At 49.5% G+C, this 18,347-nt stretch carries 17 protein-coding genes and 1 rRNA gene; 17 read left to right on the top strand and 1 reads right to left on the bottom strand.

What is annotated here, in order from left to right; genetic code table 11:
* Positions 1 to 55: 55 nt before the first annotated feature.
* Complete coding sequence (ftsH, locus tag D328_RS0126260) at positions 56 to 2,086, top strand: ATP-dependent zinc metalloprotease FtsH (protein ID WP_018888027.1); 2,031 nt, start codon at positions 56 to 58, stop codon at positions 2,084 to 2,086.
* 134 nt (positions 2,087 to 2,220) lie between these two features.
* On the opposite strand, the gene D328_RS0126255 is transcribed toward ftsH, so the two are convergent.
* A complete protein-coding gene (locus tag D328_RS0126255) occupies positions 2,221 to 3,165 on the bottom strand; it encodes an EcsC family protein (protein WP_018888026.1) in 945 nt (314 codons plus the stop codon).
* A gap of 273 nt (positions 3,166 to 3,438) precedes the next feature.
* On the opposite strand from D328_RS0126255, the gene D328_RS0126250 reads away from it, so the two are divergent.
* The 16 genes from D328_RS0126250 to D328_RS0126175 all read left to right on the top strand — a co-directional run.
* A complete protein-coding gene (locus D328_RS0126250; protein ID WP_018888025.1) occupies positions 3,439 to 4,206 on the top strand; it encodes a type III pantothenate kinase in 768 nt (255 codons plus the stop codon).
* Between the two features lie 159 nt (positions 4,207 to 4,365).
* Positions 4,366 to 5,250 carry an Hsp33 family molecular chaperone HslO gene (gene hslO, locus D328_RS0126245; protein ID WP_018888024.1) on the top strand — a complete coding sequence of 295 codons (885 nt, stop codon included), beginning with the start codon at positions 4,366 to 4,368 and terminating at the stop codon, positions 5,248 to 5,250.
* Positions 5,251 to 5,275: 25 nt separating this feature from the next.
* Positions 5,276 to 6,226 carry a peptidylprolyl isomerase gene (locus D328_RS0126240; protein ID WP_018888023.1) on the top strand — a complete coding sequence of 317 codons (951 nt, stop codon included), beginning with the start codon at positions 5,276 to 5,278 and terminating at the stop codon, positions 6,224 to 6,226.
* Positions 6,227 to 6,528: 302 nt separating this feature from the next.
* The gene (gene cysK / locus D328_RS0126235) at positions 6,529 to 7,467 is read left to right on the top strand and encodes a cysteine synthase A (protein WP_018888022.1); all 939 of its coding nucleotides are present in this window, start codon (positions 6,529 to 6,531) and stop codon (positions 7,465 to 7,467) included.
* Positions 7,468 to 7,613: 146 nt separating this feature from the next.
* A complete protein-coding gene (locus tag D328_RS0126230) occupies positions 7,614 to 9,188 on the top strand; it encodes an anthranilate synthase component I family protein (protein ID WP_018888021.1) in 1,575 nt (524 codons plus the stop codon).
* A gap of 18 nt (positions 9,189 to 9,206) precedes the next feature.
* Positions 9,207 to 9,782: an aminodeoxychorismate/anthranilate synthase component II gene (gene pabA / locus D328_RS0126225; RefSeq protein WP_018888020.1), complete on the top strand. Its 576-nt coding sequence runs from the start codon at positions 9,207 to 9,209 to the stop codon at positions 9,780 to 9,782.
* A 3-nt stretch (positions 9,783 to 9,785) separates the two neighbouring features.
* The gene (locus D328_RS0126220; RefSeq protein ID WP_018888019.1) at positions 9,786 to 10,670 is read left to right on the top strand and encodes an aminotransferase class IV; all 885 of its coding nucleotides are present in this window, start codon (positions 9,786 to 9,788) and stop codon (positions 10,668 to 10,670) included.
* Position 10,671: 1 nt separating this feature from the next.
* Positions 10,672 to 11,529 (top strand): dihydropteroate synthase, encoded by an 858-nt coding sequence (gene folP, locus D328_RS0126215; protein ID WP_026281390.1) that lies wholly within the window; start codon positions 10,672 to 10,674, stop codon positions 11,527 to 11,529.
* Between the two features lie 70 nt (positions 11,530 to 11,599).
* Positions 11,600 to 11,962 (top strand): dihydroneopterin aldolase, encoded by a 363-nt coding sequence (gene folB / locus D328_RS0126210; RefSeq protein WP_018888017.1) that lies wholly within the window; start codon positions 11,600 to 11,602, stop codon positions 11,960 to 11,962.
* Positions 11,963 to 11,971: 9 nt separating this feature from the next.
* The gene (gene folK / locus D328_RS0126205) at positions 11,972 to 12,517 is read left to right on the top strand and encodes a 2-amino-4-hydroxy-6-hydroxymethyldihydropteridine diphosphokinase (RefSeq protein ID WP_025678977.1); all 546 of its coding nucleotides are present in this window, start codon (positions 11,972 to 11,974) and stop codon (positions 12,515 to 12,517) included.
* Complete coding sequence (locus tag D328_RS0126200; protein WP_026281389.1) at positions 12,469 to 12,687, top strand: helix-turn-helix domain-containing protein; 219 nt, start codon at positions 12,469 to 12,471, stop codon at positions 12,685 to 12,687. The genes folK and D328_RS0126200 overlap by 49 nt, the downstream gene beginning before the upstream one ends.
* 11 nt (positions 12,688 to 12,698) lie before the next feature.
* The gene (dusB, locus tag D328_RS0126195) at positions 12,699 to 13,700 is read left to right on the top strand and encodes a tRNA dihydrouridine synthase DusB (RefSeq protein ID WP_018888014.1); all 1,002 of its coding nucleotides are present in this window, start codon (positions 12,699 to 12,701) and stop codon (positions 13,698 to 13,700) included.
* 192 nt (positions 13,701 to 13,892) lie between these two features.
* The gene (gene greA, locus D328_RS0126190; RefSeq protein WP_018888013.1) at positions 13,893 to 14,369 is read left to right on the top strand and encodes a transcription elongation factor GreA; all 477 of its coding nucleotides are present in this window, start codon (positions 13,893 to 13,895) and stop codon (positions 14,367 to 14,369) included.
* A 189-nt stretch (positions 14,370 to 14,558) separates the two neighbouring features.
* Positions 14,559 to 16,097 (top strand): lysine--tRNA ligase, encoded by a 1,539-nt coding sequence (gene lysS / locus D328_RS0126185; RefSeq protein ID WP_018888012.1) that lies wholly within the window; start codon positions 14,559 to 14,561, stop codon positions 16,095 to 16,097.
* 165 nt (positions 16,098 to 16,262) lie between these two features.
* Complete coding sequence (locus D328_RS0126180) at positions 16,263 to 17,600, top strand: TrkH family potassium uptake protein (protein WP_018888011.1); 1,338 nt, start codon at positions 16,263 to 16,265, stop codon at positions 17,598 to 17,600.
* Between the two features lie 577 nt (positions 17,601 to 18,177).
* Positions 18,178 to 18,347 (top strand): 16S ribosomal RNA (locus D328_RS0126175); the annotation flags it as partial.

The raw sequence follows: 18,347 nt of genomic DNA, 5'->3' as shown, positions 1-18,347 counted from the left end.
GAACATCTTACAGGCTATGGTAAAATAACTTGAGTGTTTTGAGAGGAGGTAGGGGATGAATCGGTTCATCCGGAATTCTGGTTTTTATTTGATACTTTTCTTAGTCGTGGTGGGCATTTCTCAATTTGTAATTCGAGGTAATGAAACTGCCGATCTCCCTAGTTATAACGAAATTCGCAGCGAACTGAAGGCTAACAACATCAAGAGTGTTACCGTTCAGTACGAAGGTTTCTCATTTCTAGTAACAGGTACTTACAAGCAGAAGCCGAGTGAGGCAAAATCGGAAGACTTCTCACTGTACATTCCACCAACGGATGCAGCGATTAATGAATTTGTCGCATACAGCGAGAATAATGGATTTGATTATCAGCAGAAGAAGATGGAAGGGCAGAGCATTTGGCTCACGTTCCTGACCTCCATTGTTCCGTTGATTATTATGTTTATCTTGTTCTTCTTCTTGTTCAATCAGGCCCAGGGTGGCGGCGGCAAAGTGATGAACTTTGGCAAGAGCAAAGCCCGTCTGTATAACGAAGAGAAGAAACGCATTACCTTTGAGGATGTAGCAGGAGCTGACGAAGAGAAGCAGGAGCTTGTCGAAGTCGTGGAATTCCTCAAGGACCCTCGTAAGTTCGCAGCTGTGGGCGCTCGCATTCCTAAAGGGGTACTCCTTGTGGGCCCTCCGGGAACAGGTAAGACTTTGCTGGCGAGAGCAGTAGCTGGTGAAGCTGGAGTACCGTTCTTCAGTATCTCTGGTTCCGACTTCGTTGAAATGTTCGTCGGTGTCGGTGCATCCCGTGTTCGGGACCTGTTCGAAAATGCGAAGAAAAACTCCTCCTGCATCATCTTCATTGATGAGATTGACGCGGTTGGTCGTCAGCGTGGCGCGGGTCTTGGCGGTGGCCATGACGAGCGTGAGCAGACGCTGAACCAGTTGCTCGTCGAAATGGATGGATTCGGTCCGAATGAAGGCATTATCATCATTGCGGCGACGAACCGTCCAGATATTCTGGACCCAGCCTTACTTCGTCCAGGACGTTTTGACCGTCAGATTACTGTAGACCGTCCAGACGTCAAAGGCCGTGAAGCGGTACTGAAGGTACATGCCCGCAACAAGCCGCTGACCAAGGACGTCAAGCTGAATGTAATTGCGAAGCGTACGACAGGATTTACAGGAGCGGACCTTGAGAACCTCCTGAACGAAGCTGCGTTGCTCGCTGCTCGCCGTAACCGCAAGGACATTTCCATGCTGGAAGTGGACGAAGCCATTGACCGTGTCATTGTCGGTACCGAGAAGCGCAGTCGTGTCATTAGTGATCGTGAGAAACGCATTGTGGCCTACCATGAAGCGGGTCATACGATTCTGGGATACTTCCTGGAGCATGCCGATATGGTGCATAAGGTAACAATTATTCCTCGTGGGCGTGCTGGCGGATATGTCATCATGCTGCCGAAGGAAGACCGCATGCTGACTACGAAGCAAGAGCTCCTCGATAAAGTAACGGGACTCCTAGGCGGACGTGTTGCGGAGGAGCTGTTCATCGGTGAGATCGGAACAGGCGCTTATAGCGACTTCCAGCAAGCAACAGGTATTGTAAGAAGCATGATCGTGGAATACGGTATGAGTGAGAGACTTGGACCAATGCAGTTCGGAAGCTCACAGGGTCAGGTATTCCTGGGCCGTGACATCGGTCATGAGCAGAACTACAGTGATCAGATCGCTTATGAGATTGATCAGGAGATGAACCGCTTCATCACTGAGTCTTATGAGCGGGCGAAGAACCTCTTGACCGAGCGTTCCAAGGAAGTCCATCTCATTGCACAGACGCTGCTTGAGCAGGAGACATTGGAGCTCGATCAGATCAAGCAACTGATCGAGACAGGTTCCCTTGATCCGTCCTCCAGTAGCGATCCAGGCTCAGAGCAAGGAGAGCCTACGATTGATAACATCGGAGATGTTCGTGTCCGTATTCAGGGCAAGGACGAAGAGAATCAAGGAACGCAAAGTTCTGGAGATCTGCTGAAGAAGTCTGATGACGAAGATGGCAACTCCAACAACTCAGGCGGAACACCACCAACGAATGCTTAAGTTGAAATAAATAGTACAAGGCAGTCTCAGTAATGAGGCTGCCTTGTTTTTTATTATTGGTCCCTATGCACGGAGTGAGAGCATCAGGGGCTATATTCATTTATTCAGCACCATGCAATCATCGTCATGCGACATCAGGAATTAGCTTCATCCAAGCGCTGAAGTATCAAACGCTTCTTATAGAGCATCTGTCCAGCCTCTGCAACATCACGGATCGTATTTCGATTGCTGACCGAGCCGAACCACATACCTGCAATGGGGACAAGCTGGAACAGCTTTTTCCAACCAAAGGATTCTTGATAGGACAGCACAACCTCTCTCCACCCTTGAATCTGCGAGATAATTTGTACCTGTCGCTCAGGGTTGTCATAGTCCACTAGTTCTTCAAGAATGGCCTGCTTGCCAACGATGTCTGCAGAAGAGTACTGGAGGCACTTCACGATAAAGACACGCTCCTGTGGTTCATCAGGGTCAAAGCCGTAGCACAGGGCCATTTCTTGCAGAACCTTCAGAGACAATCCCAAGACAAGTGGAATATCCGCGATCATGGTCACGGCCCCGCCAATCCCTGTAGTGGCCCCTTGAGCTGCGGCGAACTTTACTCTGCGTTCCGTGATATGCTGAGCTGCTTGGTCGAGCACATCAAGTGGGAGCTGCTGTACTATTTCCTGAGAGCTGTTGACCTTCTTCCCTCTCTGTTCGGTTGCGAAAGAGTAGTCTGCTGAAAGAACTGCTGAAGAATCCACTGGATGCTCTGTTGAATGCTCTGTCGAATGCCCCGCTGGTTGATCTTCTGAAGAATCGGTTGAAGAATCCAGGTAGCCTGCCTTGGCAGCCTCTTCCTGCAGCAGCTTGACGATTTGCGAGGGCTGTACGAGATATTTCCCACCATCCTGTACGAACTTTCCAACCTCATTCAAGGCTGTGGCAAGCTTGTCCTTCAAGCCCTTCGGCAGAACCCGGTCAAGCAGGGCAAAAGGCAGTCTCCCCAGCTTGTCCCACCACGCAGTATCCTTTTGCTCCTGTTCCCATCTCTTGATGATATCCAGCTCTTGATTCAGTCTCTCTCGTGAATCCATAATATCCTCCCTTGCTTATGCCTCCATAATATAAATCACGCAATTTCATCATTCTATCTTAGTGGCTTTTACGTACGACTTCGTCGAGAGGTTGCTCGTATACGCAAAATCCTTTGTGATTTAAAAATTGACACGCACGGTTACGTTGTGTACATTGGAAAGGATGTACCAAATATGAGTTGTGGTATCATATTGACATCATGGCATGATAGGCTTAAGCTGATTCAGCATGGTTGCAATTGGATATTAACATGAAAGAAAGAAGGTACCCCATTGATTCTTGTAGTAGATATAGGCAATACAAATATCGTGCTGGGTATTTATCATAATCGTGAGCTTCTACATCACTATCGAATTCTGACATCCAGACAGTCTACCGAGGATGAATACGGAGTCCTGATCCATAATTTATTTGGTATGAAGAGCATATCCTTTCAGGATATTGAAGGTGTAATTATCTCATCTGTCGTTCCTCCATTGGTCAAGGTCCTAGAGCAGATGTGTACCAAATATATTGGTAAAACCCCACTTATCGTAGGGCCTGGCATTCGTACCGGACTTAACCTCCGCTATGAGAACCCGCGTGAGATTGGTGCGGATCGGATTGTAAATGCTGTAGCGGCTGTAGAGCAGTATGGTGGACCGCTGGTTGTCGTGGATTTCGGTACAGCGACTACCTTCGATTGCATTGATGATCAGCGCAATTATCTGGGCGGTGTCATTGTGCCTGGCATTGGAATTTCGACGGAGGCGTTGTATCAGCGTGCCTCGAAGCTGCCGCGTATTGAGCTGGAGAAGCCCAAGAAGGTGATTGGGCGCAATACTGTCAGTGCGATGCAGTCCGGTATTATCTACGGCTATGCAGGTCAGGTCGATGGTATCGTAGCTCGTATCCGTCAAGAGATGCAAGCTGAGCCAACCGTGATTGCCACGGGTGGCCTTGCCGAGCTGATTGCAGGGGAAACGACCAGCATTCAGGAGATTGCTCCGTTGCTGACGCTGGATGGGCTGCGTATTATATTTGAACGCAATCGGGACTAAGAACTGCTTGAGATGCTAACAGCATCTCAAGCACCGAGCCGCCACGCCTGACTAGTGTTGCCTGGTTTGGCCTTGGTGGTGTTTTTCGTCTATAATGAGTACAAACTAGAGACATATACAATGAATTTCATTTGTGCATAGAGAAGGAGCTGTACAGGTATGGAGAAGAAGCAAGATCGGTTGATCCGGGGCACGGCGATGGAAGGACGGGTGCGTGCTTTTGCCATCCGGACTACTGAGCTGGTAGAGGAGTTGCGGAGAAGACACGATACCTTTCCTACAGCTACTGCTGCATTAGGGCGTACGGTCACGGCCGCTGCCATGATGGGCGCTATGCTCAAGGGTGAGGAGAAGCTAACTGTTCAGGTGAAGGGAGACGGACCCATTGGTCAGGTCGTGGCGGATGCCAATGCCAAGGGTGAGGTCCGGGGCTATGTCAATGAACCACATGTGCATCTTCCTAGCAATCGGCTGGGTAAGCTTGATGTTGCAGGTGCAGTCGGTACTACTGGATTCATTAACATTACCAAGGATCTGGGGCTGAAGGAGCCTTACCGTGGAAGCATTCCGATTGTTTCGGGAGAGCTGGGGGAGGACTTTACGTATTACTTTGCCAAATCTGAGCAGACGCCATCGGCAGTGGGGCTGGGTGTGCTGGTGAACGAGGATAATTCGGTGATTGTCGCTGGTGGTTTTATCATTCAATTGCTCCCTGGGTTGAACGATGCTGAGATTACGGCCATTGAACATGCTGTAGGAGCACTCCCGCCAGTCACTTCCCTGCTGGACGAGGGATTGGAGCTGGAAGAAATGTTACATCGGATGCTGCCAGATGTTCAGGTGCTGGACGAGATGGACATTCATTTCCGATGCCAATGTACGCGAGAACGTGTAGAGGCTACGCTGATCAGTCTGGGACAAAGTGAACTGGAGCAAATGATCGAGGACGATGAGCAGGTAGAGGTCGTGTGCCATTTTTGTAATGAAGCCTTCCAGTTCGATAAAGACGAGCTGCAACAGCTATTGATTCAAGCCAAGGCATAAATTACGGGAAGAGAGATCAAATGGGATGACAAGACAGGAAAAAGGGTTGTTAGCGGCTGTCGTTGTCTTAACCATCAGTGTTGTGGTGCTGGGTAGTATGGTCTATAGAGGGTTCCAGCCTGCCCGGAATGATGCAGATACGACCGGAATGGACAATACGGACGATATGTCTCGCATAGCCGCTATAATCGGTGGGGAATCCATTTCGGAACAGGAATGGGTTAAAGAGCTCAAGAAGCGGTACGGTACCAATACGCTGCTGGAAATGCTGAACCGAAAAGCCATCACCTTGGAAGCCAAGCAGCGGGGTATCCAGGTTACGCAGGATGAAATAGATGACAAGCTGAGTCGGCAGATGCAAGGGTACGAGTCCCCAGAGGCTTATTATGGTGAGATGCAGAACCAGTTCGGTCTTTCGCGTGATGATCTCAGGATTGAGGCTGTTTACCGGCTTAGCCTGGAGAAGATTGCTACGCTGGACATTCGGGTGGATGACCGGGAGATTGATCGGTATCTAGAGGAACATGCAGCTGATTTTCAACCGCACAAGCAGATGAACCTGTCGTGGATCAAGCTGTCCAAGGCTTCCGATGCCGAGCAAGTGATGACGAAGTTAGAGCAAGGGCAGTCCTTCGAGGAGCTGGCAGGGACGTATTCCGTTGATGAATTCAGCAAGGATGTCGGCGGGGAGCTGGGTTGGCTAGATGAAGGCGATCCCTTCATATCGGAACAGGTCATGTCTGCTGTCAAGTCACTAAGTCCTGGTGATATTGCAGGACCCATCACATTGGATGAAGGATTCGCCATTGTGTACGTTAAGGGTATCCGAACCGATGGTGAGACGAACCCGAACAAGATTCGTGAAGCTGTCCGTGAAGAGCTAGCACTCCAGCAGGCTGGGCCACTCGATCAATTGGAGGAGAGTCTGCGTGCCAAATACGGGGCTCGTCTGATTGAAGATCAGCCTTCGTTGTAGTATCGTACTGAGCATGAGTTTATGAGTTTGTTTGCCTCAAGCCTGGCTAAATACAGATGAAGATGATGGGTACAAAGCGCACTGAAGAGGTCGATGATCGATTTGGTGTGCTTTTTCTCATTTTGAAAATAATATCGTACTTTCTTCTTCCTCTCAGTTGACAACAAAACGATAACTTTGTTATGATTATCTCAAAACCAACCTGATTACTCGGGAATTGATCCTTTACACACAGAAGCGTTGGAGCATTCATTCAAGCTTAATATCACAGCTATATATTTATTGCCAAGGAGGCCATGATTATGCCGAAAGTCGTTAATAACGTAACTGAACTGATTGGTGGAACACCGCTTGTTCGCTTGAATCGTATCGTGCCGGAGGATAGTGCAGAGATCTACGTGAAGCTGGAGTTCCAGAATCCGGGTGCGAGCGTTAAGGATCGGATCGCTGTCAGCATGGTAGAGGAAGCGGAGAAAGATGGTCTTCTGAAACCAGGCGGAACGATCGTAGAAGCAACAAGCGGTAACACGGGAATCGGCTTGGCGATGGTGGCCTCTGCTAAAGGCTATAAAGCAATTATTGTAATGCCAGAGACGATGAGCTTGGAGCGTCGTAACCTGCTTCGCGCCTATGGTGCAGAGCTGGTACTTACTCCGGGGTCTGAGGGGATGAACGGCGCTGTCAAGAAGGCCGAGGAGATTCTGAAGGAGAATCCAGAATACTTTGCAGCAGAGCAATTCAAGAACAAGGCTAATGTGAAAATCCACCGTGAGACTACAGGTCCTGAGATTGTAGAAGCTATACAGTCTATCGGGGGTAGCCTTGACGCTTTCGTAGCAGGGATCGGTACTGGTGGTACAATTACAGGTGCAGGAGAGGTGCTCAAGAAGGAATTCCCAGGGGTGAAGGTAGTGGCTGTCGAGCCAGCTGCTTCTCCAATCCTGGCAGGCGGTAAGCCTGGCCCTCACAAAATTCAAGGGATTGGCGCGAACTTCATTCCAGAAATCCTGAATCAGGAAGTCTACGATGTAATTACTCATGTCGAGAATGATGAAGCGTTCGAGACAGCGCGTCAACTAGCCAAGGAAGAAGGCATCCTGTCCGGTATTTCCTCCGGTGCGGCGGTCTTCGCTGCGCTCAAGGTAGCCAAGGAGCTGGGTAAGGGCAAGCGCGTAGTTGCCATTGTCCCTAGTAACGGAGAACGCTACCTGAGTACGCCACTATACAACTTCGAGGCTTAATTGCATAGTGATCTGTAGCCATACCCTCATCTCTGTCCGCTGTAGTGACAGGGGTGGGGGTTTTTCTTATGATAGATTTCCACCAGTTGCTCATGATATAAAGAGATAAGCAGATGAGCCGGAATGGCGGAATTGAGGAATGACTCATGAGTATACAGGATGTAATTACACTGGAGCAGTGGAGGACATGGTGGCAGGAAGGAACTAATGTACTTCCCTTCCTGCTGAAGACAGAGGCTGCGGCCCTCCCCTCTACCTGGAGTCGGGCCTGGGAGCAGGCTTCTGATTATGCATTTGTGCTGGAGAGCGGCAAGGACGGACGGTATACGTATTTGGGATTGCAGCCTGTCGAGATCCTGTCAGGCAAAGGATTACATGCACAGCTGAAGAATCTGGTGCACCACGGGGAGAGTGTCAATGAGGGACAACCACTTGAAGTGCTGAAGCAGTGGATGACTCCGTATCGTGCTCCTCGGCTTAAGGACGAGCCCTATTATCATGGAGGCTGTGTCGGATTCCTGAGCTACGATGTCGTACGTTCCTTGGAGCGACTTCCAGAGCAGGCCACTGACGATCTAGGACTGCCTGATTATCTATGGATGCGTCTGAATGAGGTATGGATTTACGATCACCATCAGCAGGTCATCACCTGTGCGGTTAGCGTATGTCTATCGGATTCAGAGGGCGAGGTGTCTGACAGTCAGCTTGAGGCCATGTATGCCAACGCGCAGCAACAGGCCTTGAGAATGCAGAAGCTATGGCAAGACATTACCACATTGCCAGTCGAACAGCAGACCCAGCGTTCCAGACGAGAGACGTGGCTAGCTCAGCAGACACAACAGACACATCAGACGGATAACGTAGCAACAGAAGAATGGGCTACTCCCTTTCCGCAGCAGGATTTCGAGCAGGCGGTAACCCGTATTCAAGAATATATTGCACAAGGCGATGTCTTTCAGGTAAACCTCTCGTTACGGCAACATCGCAAGCTGGATTCCGCGCCAGAGGAAGTGTATGAATGGTTGCGCTTGATGAATCCATCCCCTTATATGGGTCTGCTACGCACGCCAGACTTCCAGCTGATAAGCGGGTCGCCAGAGCTATTGGTGAAGCTGAGCGGTGAGAAGATCAGTACCCGACCGATTGCAGGTACTCGCAGGCGTGGAGCGACCGCTGAATTGGACAAGGCGATGGCTGAAGAGTTATGGACCAATGAGAAGGAACGTGCCGAGCATATCATGTTGGTGGATCTGGAGCGTAATGACATCGGGAGAGTGGCGGCGTATGGCTCGGTACAAGTCCCGGAGCTAATGACCATCGAATATTATTCGCATGTGATGCATTTGGTATCTCAAGTAGAAGGGCGTCTTGCAGCTGGATATAGCGCCTATGAGCTGATTGCGGCAACATTTCCAGGTGGAACAATTACAGGTGCGCCTAAGGTCAGGACGATGGAGATTATCGAAGAGCTGGAGCCCGTTCGTCGTGGTCCCTACACAGGCTCCATGGGATGGATTGACTATAACGGGGATATGGAATTAAATATAATTATAAGAACGTTAGTGGCCAAGGACGGAATGGGTTATGTACAAGCTGGTGCTGGCATTGTCATTGATTCTGATCCTTACCGAGAATACCGCGAGTCCCGTAGTAAAGCTAGAGCAGTGATGAAGGCAGTTGAGAACAGTGAAGTCGAGCATGCCAATATTCAAAAGGCATAAATTAGGAGGGAATTGCTGATGATTCTGGTAATTGATAATTATGATTCATTCACTTACAATCTGGTGCAGTATTTGGGTGAGCTGGGGCAAGAGGTCGTTGTGAAGCGTAACGATGAGATCAGCCTGGAGCAAATTTCTGAGCTGGGACCGGATCATATTCTGTTATCGCCTGGACCTTGTACACCCAATGAAGCGGGGATAACCCTTGATGTGATTGAGCATTTTAAAGGGAAAATACCGATTTTCGGTGTATGTCTCGGACATCAGGCCATCGGCCAGGCTTTTGGGGGCAACGTCATTCGTGCAGAGCGTCTTATGCACGGCAAGACGTCACCAATTCATCATCAGAACCAGTCGGTATTTGAAGGGTTGCCTGCGCCGTTCACAGCAACAAGATACCATTCGTTATTGGTGGAGCGGAGCAGCTTGCCTGATTGTCTGGAGATAACCGCAGAGACCGCTGAAGGTGAAATTATGGGATTACGCCATAAGGAGTATGATGTGGAAGGGGTACAATTCCACCCCGAATCCATTATTACCGATTATGGACACCAGATTTTGCGCAATTTCCTCCAGCGTAGTATTCGGGTTTAAGCGATGCAGATGATTGGATTGAACGGTGTCCTGACAAAGGCCGCTGATGCCGTGATTCACGTAAGTGATCACGGCTTTTTGTACGGCATGGGACTATTTGAGACGTTTAGAACCTACAGAGGGCGCCCCTTCCTGCTGGATCGACATTTGCGACGCTTGGAAGAAGGCTGTCAGCTGTTGGGTATTCCTTATACTAGTGACGAAGCATCCCTATCGAGGCTCATTGCACAGCTCATGGCCGCAAATGACCTGCAGGATGCTTATGTAAGATACACTGTATCGGCAGGAGAGTACGCCCTAGGCTTGCCAGGAACGGATTATCTGCAGCCGAATGAGGTGTTGTTCGCAAAATCATTACCACCTGTGCCTACTGAAACAAGTGCTCGCGCTAAGTCGCTATGCCTGCTGCATACCCGGCGCAATACACCAGAAAGCGGCGTGCGATTGAAATCGTTGCATTATATGAATAATATTCTCGCGAAGCGTGAGCTCAATCGGTACCCTGTAGCAGTGAATGGTCTACAGACGGAAGGTCTGATGCTTACGGATGCGGGCATTGTTGCCGAGGGGATCGTGAGCAATGTCTTTTTTGTGAAGCAGGGCAGATTGTGTACACCATCTCTCGATACGGGGGCACTGGGAGGGATTACACGGGGCTTTGTCATGGAACTGGCAGGTGCCAAAGGAATTCAAGTGGACGAGGGACTGTACACCTGGGAGGAGCTTATGGAGGCAGAGGAGGTCTTTCTTACGACTTCAGTTCAGGAGATTAGCCCTGTGACCTCACTCTCTGACCCGGAGGGGAGAACTTATGTGATCGGCAACGGGCGTCCAGGGCTGATGACAGAAGAACTGCTAGAAGACTATCAGAAGAAAGCGTGGGGGTAAAATGACACCCGTCATATATGAACGAAGCTACACATGCGGTCCAACCGAGCTAAGGCTAGGGAAGAGCACACTGATCATGGGCATACTGAATGTAACCCCAGACTCCTTCTCCGATGGTGGGAGCCATCAGACCCCGGAGCTTGCTCTGCGTCATGCACTACAACTGGTCGAGGAAGGGGCAGATATCATTGATATTGGCGGTGAATCTACGCGTCCAGGCCATGATCCTGTCGGACTGGACGAAGAGCTGTCACGCGTTATACCTGTCATTGAGCTATTACAGCAGGAGGCGCCGCATATTCCGTTATCCGTGGATACATATAAAGCTGAGGTAGCCAAGCAGGCATTGCATGCAGGGGCCCATATCATCAACGATGTGTGGGGGTTGAAGGCTGATTCTGGTATGGCTGGCGTAGCAGCTGAGGCCGGGTGTCCCGTAATTATCATGCACAATCGCCATGATCGGGAGTATACCCATTTGATACACGATATGGAAGCAGATCTTCTGGAAAGCATCAAGCTTGCTGAAGCCGCTGGTGTGCAGCGTGAACAGATTATTTTGGACCCTGGTATCGGCTTCGCCAAAAATCATGATGAGAACCTGCAGGTCATGGCCTCCCTATATAAACTGGGCGAGCTGGGATACCCGCTGTTGTTGGGCACATCACGCAAGCGATTTATCCGTACGGTGCTTGATCTGCCTGCTGATGATGTGGTGGAGGGGACAGCTGCTACGGTGGCCTTCGGTATTGCGCAGGGGTGCCAGATTGTACGCGTGCATGATGTGGGCAAGATCGCGAGAACAGTCCGTATGAGTGATGCGATGCTGTATGCCTCGCAAGACTTGAGAAGGATCTGAGTGTGTAGTGTAGCTGAAGCTGCAGTGAGGTACTGGACATACGTCGTTAACTAGTTAAGGGGGCATTAAGATGGATAAAATCATAATCCGCGGCATGGAGTATTACGGGTATCATGGTGTATTCGCAGAGGAGCGTAAGCTTGGTCAGCGCTTCTATATTGACCTGGAGCTGGAGCTTGATCTGCGGGCAGCTGGTGAGAGGGATGATCTGAATCAGACCGTCAATTATGCCGAGGTGCATGAACAAGTGAAGCCGATTGTAGAGAAAGAATCGTTCCAATTAATTGAAGCCTTGGGGGAACGTATTGCATCTTCCCTACTGGACAATTATACTAGTGTCAATGCACTGACCGTCAGGGTCACGAAGCCGCATCCGCCTTTTGATATCCATTTCCAAGGTGTGACGGTGGAGCTGTATCGTACAAGAAAGTGAGACATGTACATGACTGCTTATCCGACCTCTGAATCATCAGAGGCTTATATTGCTTTGGGGGCTAATCTTGGAGATCGGGAACAGACGCTGCGCTCTGCGATTGCATTGTTGGATGCGCACGATGAGGTTCAACTACTGCGCTGTTCTGGAATCTACGAGACAGATCCTGTGGGGTATCTGGATCAGCCCGCTTTTCTAAATATGGTCATTGCAGTAACTACCACGTTGTCTCCACAGGCACTGCTTGCCTGTATGCTGCAAGTAGAGCAGCAGCTGGGACGCGAGCGTAGCATTCGTTGGGGCCCTCGCACAGTGGATTTGGATTTGCTGTGGATGGAGGATCAGAGTATTCAGACGGAAGAACTAGAGCTTCCCCATCCTCGAATGGAGGAACGGGCTTTTGTCCTCGTTCCATTAGCGGATGTTGTTGCGGCTGACACGCCTGTGCTCCATCATCTAGTACAGACTGCCCTAGAGATAGTGGAAGGTAAGGGAGGCGTCCGGCTGTGGAAAACATGCGTCTCGCATATCGAATCCGAGCCTTCAGGAAGCTGAAGGGATACACGCAGCAGCAATTAGCTGAAAAGACAGGTCTATCCTTAGTATTAATTGGGTCCATTGAGAGAGGTAACCGCAAGGCAACTTCTCAGATCGTTGATAAAATTGCGGCAGCTCTAGGCGTTAGTAGCCAGGAGCTGAATCCGGAAGATGAGCTAAAGGGGTGAAAGAGGACAACATGCTGAAGATTGGATCAATCGAAATGAAGAATCAGGTTGTGCTGGCTCCGATGGCCGGCGTCTGCAACCCGGCTTTTCGCTTGATTGCAAAGGAATTCGGTACAGGGCTGGTCTGTGCTGAGATGGTTAGCGACAAAGCGATCATGCATGGTAACAAGCGCACGCGTGAGATGCTGTTCGTCGACGAGCGTGAGAAGCCGCTCAGCCTGCAGATTTTTGGCGGTGATCGGGAGACACTGGTTGAAGCAGCCAAGGTTGTGGATCAGGAGACAAATGCCGATATTATAGATATCAATATGGGTTGCCCTGTACCAAAGGTAACGAAGTGTGATGCTGGCGCACGCTGGCTGCTGGACCCTAACAAAATTTATGAAATGGTGTCGGCGGTAGTGGATGCTGTCCAGAAGCCCGTAACAGTCAAGATGCGTATCGGCTGGGATCACGAGCATATCTACGTGGTAGAGAATGCCCGCGCGGTTGAGCGCGCCGGTGGACAGGCTATAAGTGTGCATGGACGGACGCGTGAGCAGCTCTATACAGGAACGGCTGACTGGAGCTACATCAAACAGGCCAAAGAGGCGGTATCCATTCCGGTTATTGGCAACGGTGATGTCGCTACGCCAGAGGATGCACGCCGGATGCTGGATGAGACGAACTGTGATGGTGTCATGATCGGACGTGGAGCGCTTGGTAATCCGTGGATGCTCTACCGTACCATTCAATATCTTGAGACTGGGGAGCTGCTACCTGATCCAGCGGCAGAAGAGAAGATTCGTGTAGCCATTCTGCATATGGACAGACTCGTGGCGCTCAAGGGTGAGGCTGTTGCTGTACGGGAGATGCGCAAGCACATGGCCTGGTATCTAAAGGGACTCAAGGGAGCTGCACGCGTCAAGGACATCATCATGGAGGAAACAAAGCGTGATGAGATGGTTCAGATTTTGGAACAATATGTAGCAGGACTGGAGACGGCAGAGGAAGAAGAAGCGAAAGTATCCTGATAGGCTTCATTGACTTTTTGAAAACCTTGCCATATAATCTTTCAGTATAAAATTCTGATGTGGTGAGCCCACAAGAGGAATTCAAGTAAGACATCTGCAGAGAATGTTCTCATTTTCTCAGAACGGCATATAGTGTTACGAAACGTGCATGAGCTGCACATTTAACTTTTTCCATGACAGGAGAATCGGTTGATGAGCGATAAAGAAGTCATTCTTACACAGGAAGGTCTCAAGAAGCTGGAAGAAGAGCTTGAGAATCTGAAATCGGTTAAGCGCCGCGAAGTAGCGGAGCGGATCAAAGTAGCCATCGGATACGGTGACATCAGTGAGAACTCCGAGTACGAGGATGCGAAGAATGAACAGGCTTTTATCGAAGGCCGCGTTATTACACTGGAGAAAATGCTGCGCAACGCACGCATTATCAATAGTGATGAGATTGATACTGACTCGGTAGGGATCGGTGCCACAGTTATTGTGGAAGACCTTGAATTTGGCGATGTAATGGAATATACGATTGTGGGAACGGCAGAATCCAACCCACTTCAGAACAAGATTTCCAACGAAAGTCCGGTAGGTAAAGCCATTCTGGGCAAGAAAAAGGGGACTGTCGTTGATGTGACTGTTCCTGCAGGCGTCATCCAATATAAGATTGTGGATATTAAGAAGTAACACCATAACTTCGGAATTACGAAAAGCTTCCTGAGGGAAGCTTTTTTTCTCATGATATCAGGGAAGTACATACTTTGATGATATTAGACGAAGCTCCGCGGACGATGGGATCTGGCATACGATCTGGCATACAGCATATCGAATAACAAGCGGTCTGAACCGCTAGTAAATAAAGGAGTTGACCTAGCGATGCAAGAGGACAACAACATGAACCAGGAGAATCAGGACAATCAGCAGACCGGGGAAGAGCTCAGTGAGCTCTTGCAGGTTCGCCGTGCCAAATTGGACGAGCTACGAGCACTTGGTATTGACCCATTCGGGCGCAAGTATGTCCGTACAGAGGAAGCGGGGCAGATTCTTGCCAAGTATAATGACCTGACACAAGAAGAGCTGGAAGAGAAGCATATTGAAGTGAGCCTTGCCGGACGGATTATGGCCAAGCGTGGAATGGGTAAGGCTAGCTTCGCCCATATCCAGGACCTGAGCGGACGCATCCAGATCTACGTGCGTCTCGATACGGTGCCTGAGCATAAGTACAAGGCGTTCACCATGCTGGATCTCGGGGATATCATCGGGGTGACGGGAACTGTCTTCAAGACGAAGACAGGCGAGACTTCCGTGAAGGTGCAGGATCTGGAGGTCCTCTCCAAGTCCCTCTATCCACTGCCTGAGAAGTATCACGGTCTGAAGGACGTTGAGTTGCGGTATCGCCAGCGCTATGTAGACCTGATTATGAATCCTGAGGTTCAGAAGACCTTTATTACACGTTCCCGCATCATTCAGTCCATGCGTCGTTATCTGGATTCACTGGGGTATCTGGAGGTGGAGACACCGACTCTGCATTCGATTGCTGGTGGGGCTGCTGCGAAGCCTTTCATTACGCATCACAATGCGCTGGATATGCAGCTGTACATGCGGATCGCCATTGAGCTTCATTTGAAGCGTCTGATCGTCGGCGGATTGGAGAAGGTATACGAGATCGGTCGCGTATATCGTAACGAGGGAATCTCCACACGTCACAATCCTGAGTTCACGATGATTGAGCTGTATGAAGCCTATGCGGACTATAAAGACATTATGCAGCTGACTGAGAATATGATCGCTCACATCGCACAAGAGGTTTTGGGCTCCCAGCACATTAGCTACCAGGGGCGTGAGATTGATCTGACTCCGCAATGGCGTCGTGTCTCTATGGTAGATGCAGTCAAAGAAGTCACGGGTGTGGACTTCGGAGTGCACATGACGAATGAAGAGGCGCATCGACTGGCTAAGGAGCACAAGGTGGCTGTAGAGCCTCATATGACTTTTGGTCATATCCTGAATGCCTTCTTCGAGCAATTCGTAGAGGAGACTCTTATTCAGCCGACGTTCATTACAGGACATCCTGTTGAAATCTCGCCGCTTGCAAAGAAGAACGAGGAAGACCCTCGCTTCACGGATCGTTTCGAGTTGTTCATTGTAGCGCGTGAGCATGCTAATGCGTTCACAGAGCTGAACGATCCAATCGATCAGCGTCAGCGCTTTGAGGCGCAACTGGTGGAGCGTGAGCAAGGCAATGATGAGGCTCATGAGATGGATGATGACTTCATCCGTGCGCTTGAGTACGGTATGCCGCCAACAGGTGGCCTCGGCATCGGTGTTGACCGACTCGTCATGCTGCTGACGGATGCAGCTTCCATTCGCGATGTGCTGTTGTTCCCGCATATGCGTAATCGTTCTGTAGAATAATTAGCTCTGAGTAGAGTAGCATAATTAAAGATGCTTACTGTAACTCGTATGATATGTAAAAGAAGAGGATCAGGCAGGTCGTGTCCATGCCCTGTTCCTCTTTTTTCTTAAATAACGTATGTAATGAAGTGTAGATTTGAAAAAATGGATGGAGAGAAGGCAGCTATGAAGCTCACCGTCAAAATTACCCGCTGGGCCTCGCCGCCTATTATTCTGGTGCTTGGGCTCCTCATAACTATCGCTATTGGCACATTGCTGTTGAAGCTGCCTGTCTCGACCCAGGATGGAGTAACCCTCCAATGGGTGGATGCCTTCTTTACTGCGACCTCAGCAGCTTGTGTGACTGGACTGGTTGTCGTTGATGTTGAGACTACCTTCACCGTCTTCGGAGAGACCGTAATCGTCGTGTTGATGCAAATTGGCGGTCTGGGGTTCATGACCATGGCTACGCTGTTTGCATTAGTACTAGGGCGGCGTTTGTCACTCAGGGACAGGTTACTGCTGAAAGAGGCCATTAATGCGGAGAGCATGGAAGGGATCGTCCGGATCGTCCGTAAGGTTATGATTTTCTCATTTACCATTGAAGGTATTGCTGCTGTCATACTTGCGCTGCGTTGGGCGACAGAGATGCCATTGGGTCAGGCGATATATTATGGGCTGTTCCATTCAGTATCCTTATTCAATAATGGTGGCTTTGATTTATTCGGGAATAGCTTTCAGTTCTATACGGGAGACTGGCTGTTCAATCTGGTAGCCTCGGTGCTGGTTATCTCGGGTGGGTTAGGCTTTGTAGTGTTGAATGATCTATTCGAGTATCGCAAGACCCGGCGTCTGTCACTCCATTCCAAGCTCGTGCTTTCCGTATCCGGTGCGTTGATCGGGATTGGAGCCCTAGTTCTGTTCGTGTTCGAATTCACCAATCCTCACACCTTGGGCTCGTTGAACTGGAGCGAGAAGATCTATGCTTCGATCTTTCAGTCCGTGTCCACACGTTCATCGGGTACGAGTACCATTGATATTACGGAGATTAGGCAGGCAACTCAGTTCTTCTTCATTCTGCTGATGTTCATTGGGGCTTCACCCGGTTCTACCGGCGGCGGAATCAAGACCACAACCTTCCTGCTCATGATCGGGGCGGTATATGCCATGATTCGGGGCAACCGAGATATTGTATTCTTCCGTCATCGTGTGCCAAGGGAGCTATTGATGAGAGCTCTGACTATTATTATGGTAACGCTCATGATCTTCATGGTGGTCGTTATGTTGCTCCTTGTAATCGAGGATGAGCCTTTCCTGTCAATTATGTTCGAGGCAGCCTCAGCCGTAGGTACGGTTGGTTTATCGGTAGGGGTAACTGCGGAGCTGAGTGATATAGGGAAGATCCTAATCGCGTTTACAATGTTCGTCGGCCGGATTGGGCCGTTAACGATTGCTTATGCACTCCGTCCGCGTAAAGAGAAGCAGCTGTATCGTCATCCTGAGGGCCGAATTATTATTGGGTAATGATCAGTCGGACCTGACCAGCAACATGCAAGGAATGAAGCGGTGGGTAATTCTGCTGAATAGTAGAAGTTATAGAGGTATAGATAAAGGATGTAATGGGAAGGCTCGCTATGAGCGAGTTCTTCTATATCAAAGCCGTAAGCACTGCAATAGCCCGTGGTAACAACGGGAAGCTGCATTGTTGCTTGCGGTTTTTTGTTATTTGAAGAGGGAGGCTGCATCGGAGCTAAACATGATAATTAAAAGGGTTGCAGTTTTTTGAAAAAAAGTGTTGCGTTAAATTAATACACATGGTATATTCTAATTCCGGCCAAGAAAGCACTGAGAAATCAGAGTGGCAAAGCAGTATTTAGTTTCCAAGGTTAACATCCAAAAGAAATTAAAATAAATGCTTGCAAACTTGGTAGGGATATGATAAGATATAAAAGTTGCTGAGCGAGAATTACTCAGTAAAGAAAACGAAGTTGATCTTTGAAAACTGAACAACGAGTGAGCGAATTTCACGCAAGTGAGATTCAAACAATGAGATATTAAATCTCGTCAGATTCAAAATGAGCTATCGCTCTTTTCAATAACTTTATTGGAGAGTTTGATCCTGGCTCAGGACGAACGCTGGCGGCGTGCCTAATACATGCAAGTCGAGCGGACTTGATGGAGAGCTTGCTCTCCTGATGGTTAGCGGCGGACGGGTGAGTAACACGTAGGCAACCTGCCCTTTGGACTGGGATAACTACCGGAAACGGTAGC

The organism is Paenibacillus massiliensis 2301065 = DSM 16942, from assembly GCF_000377505.1.
In the GTDB taxonomy this organism is placed as follows: domain Bacteria; phylum Bacillota; class Bacilli; order Paenibacillales; family Paenibacillaceae; genus Paenibacillus; species Paenibacillus massiliensis.
Note: the sequence above shows the minus strand (reverse complement) of the source record. Positions and strands in the feature narration are given on the sequence as shown.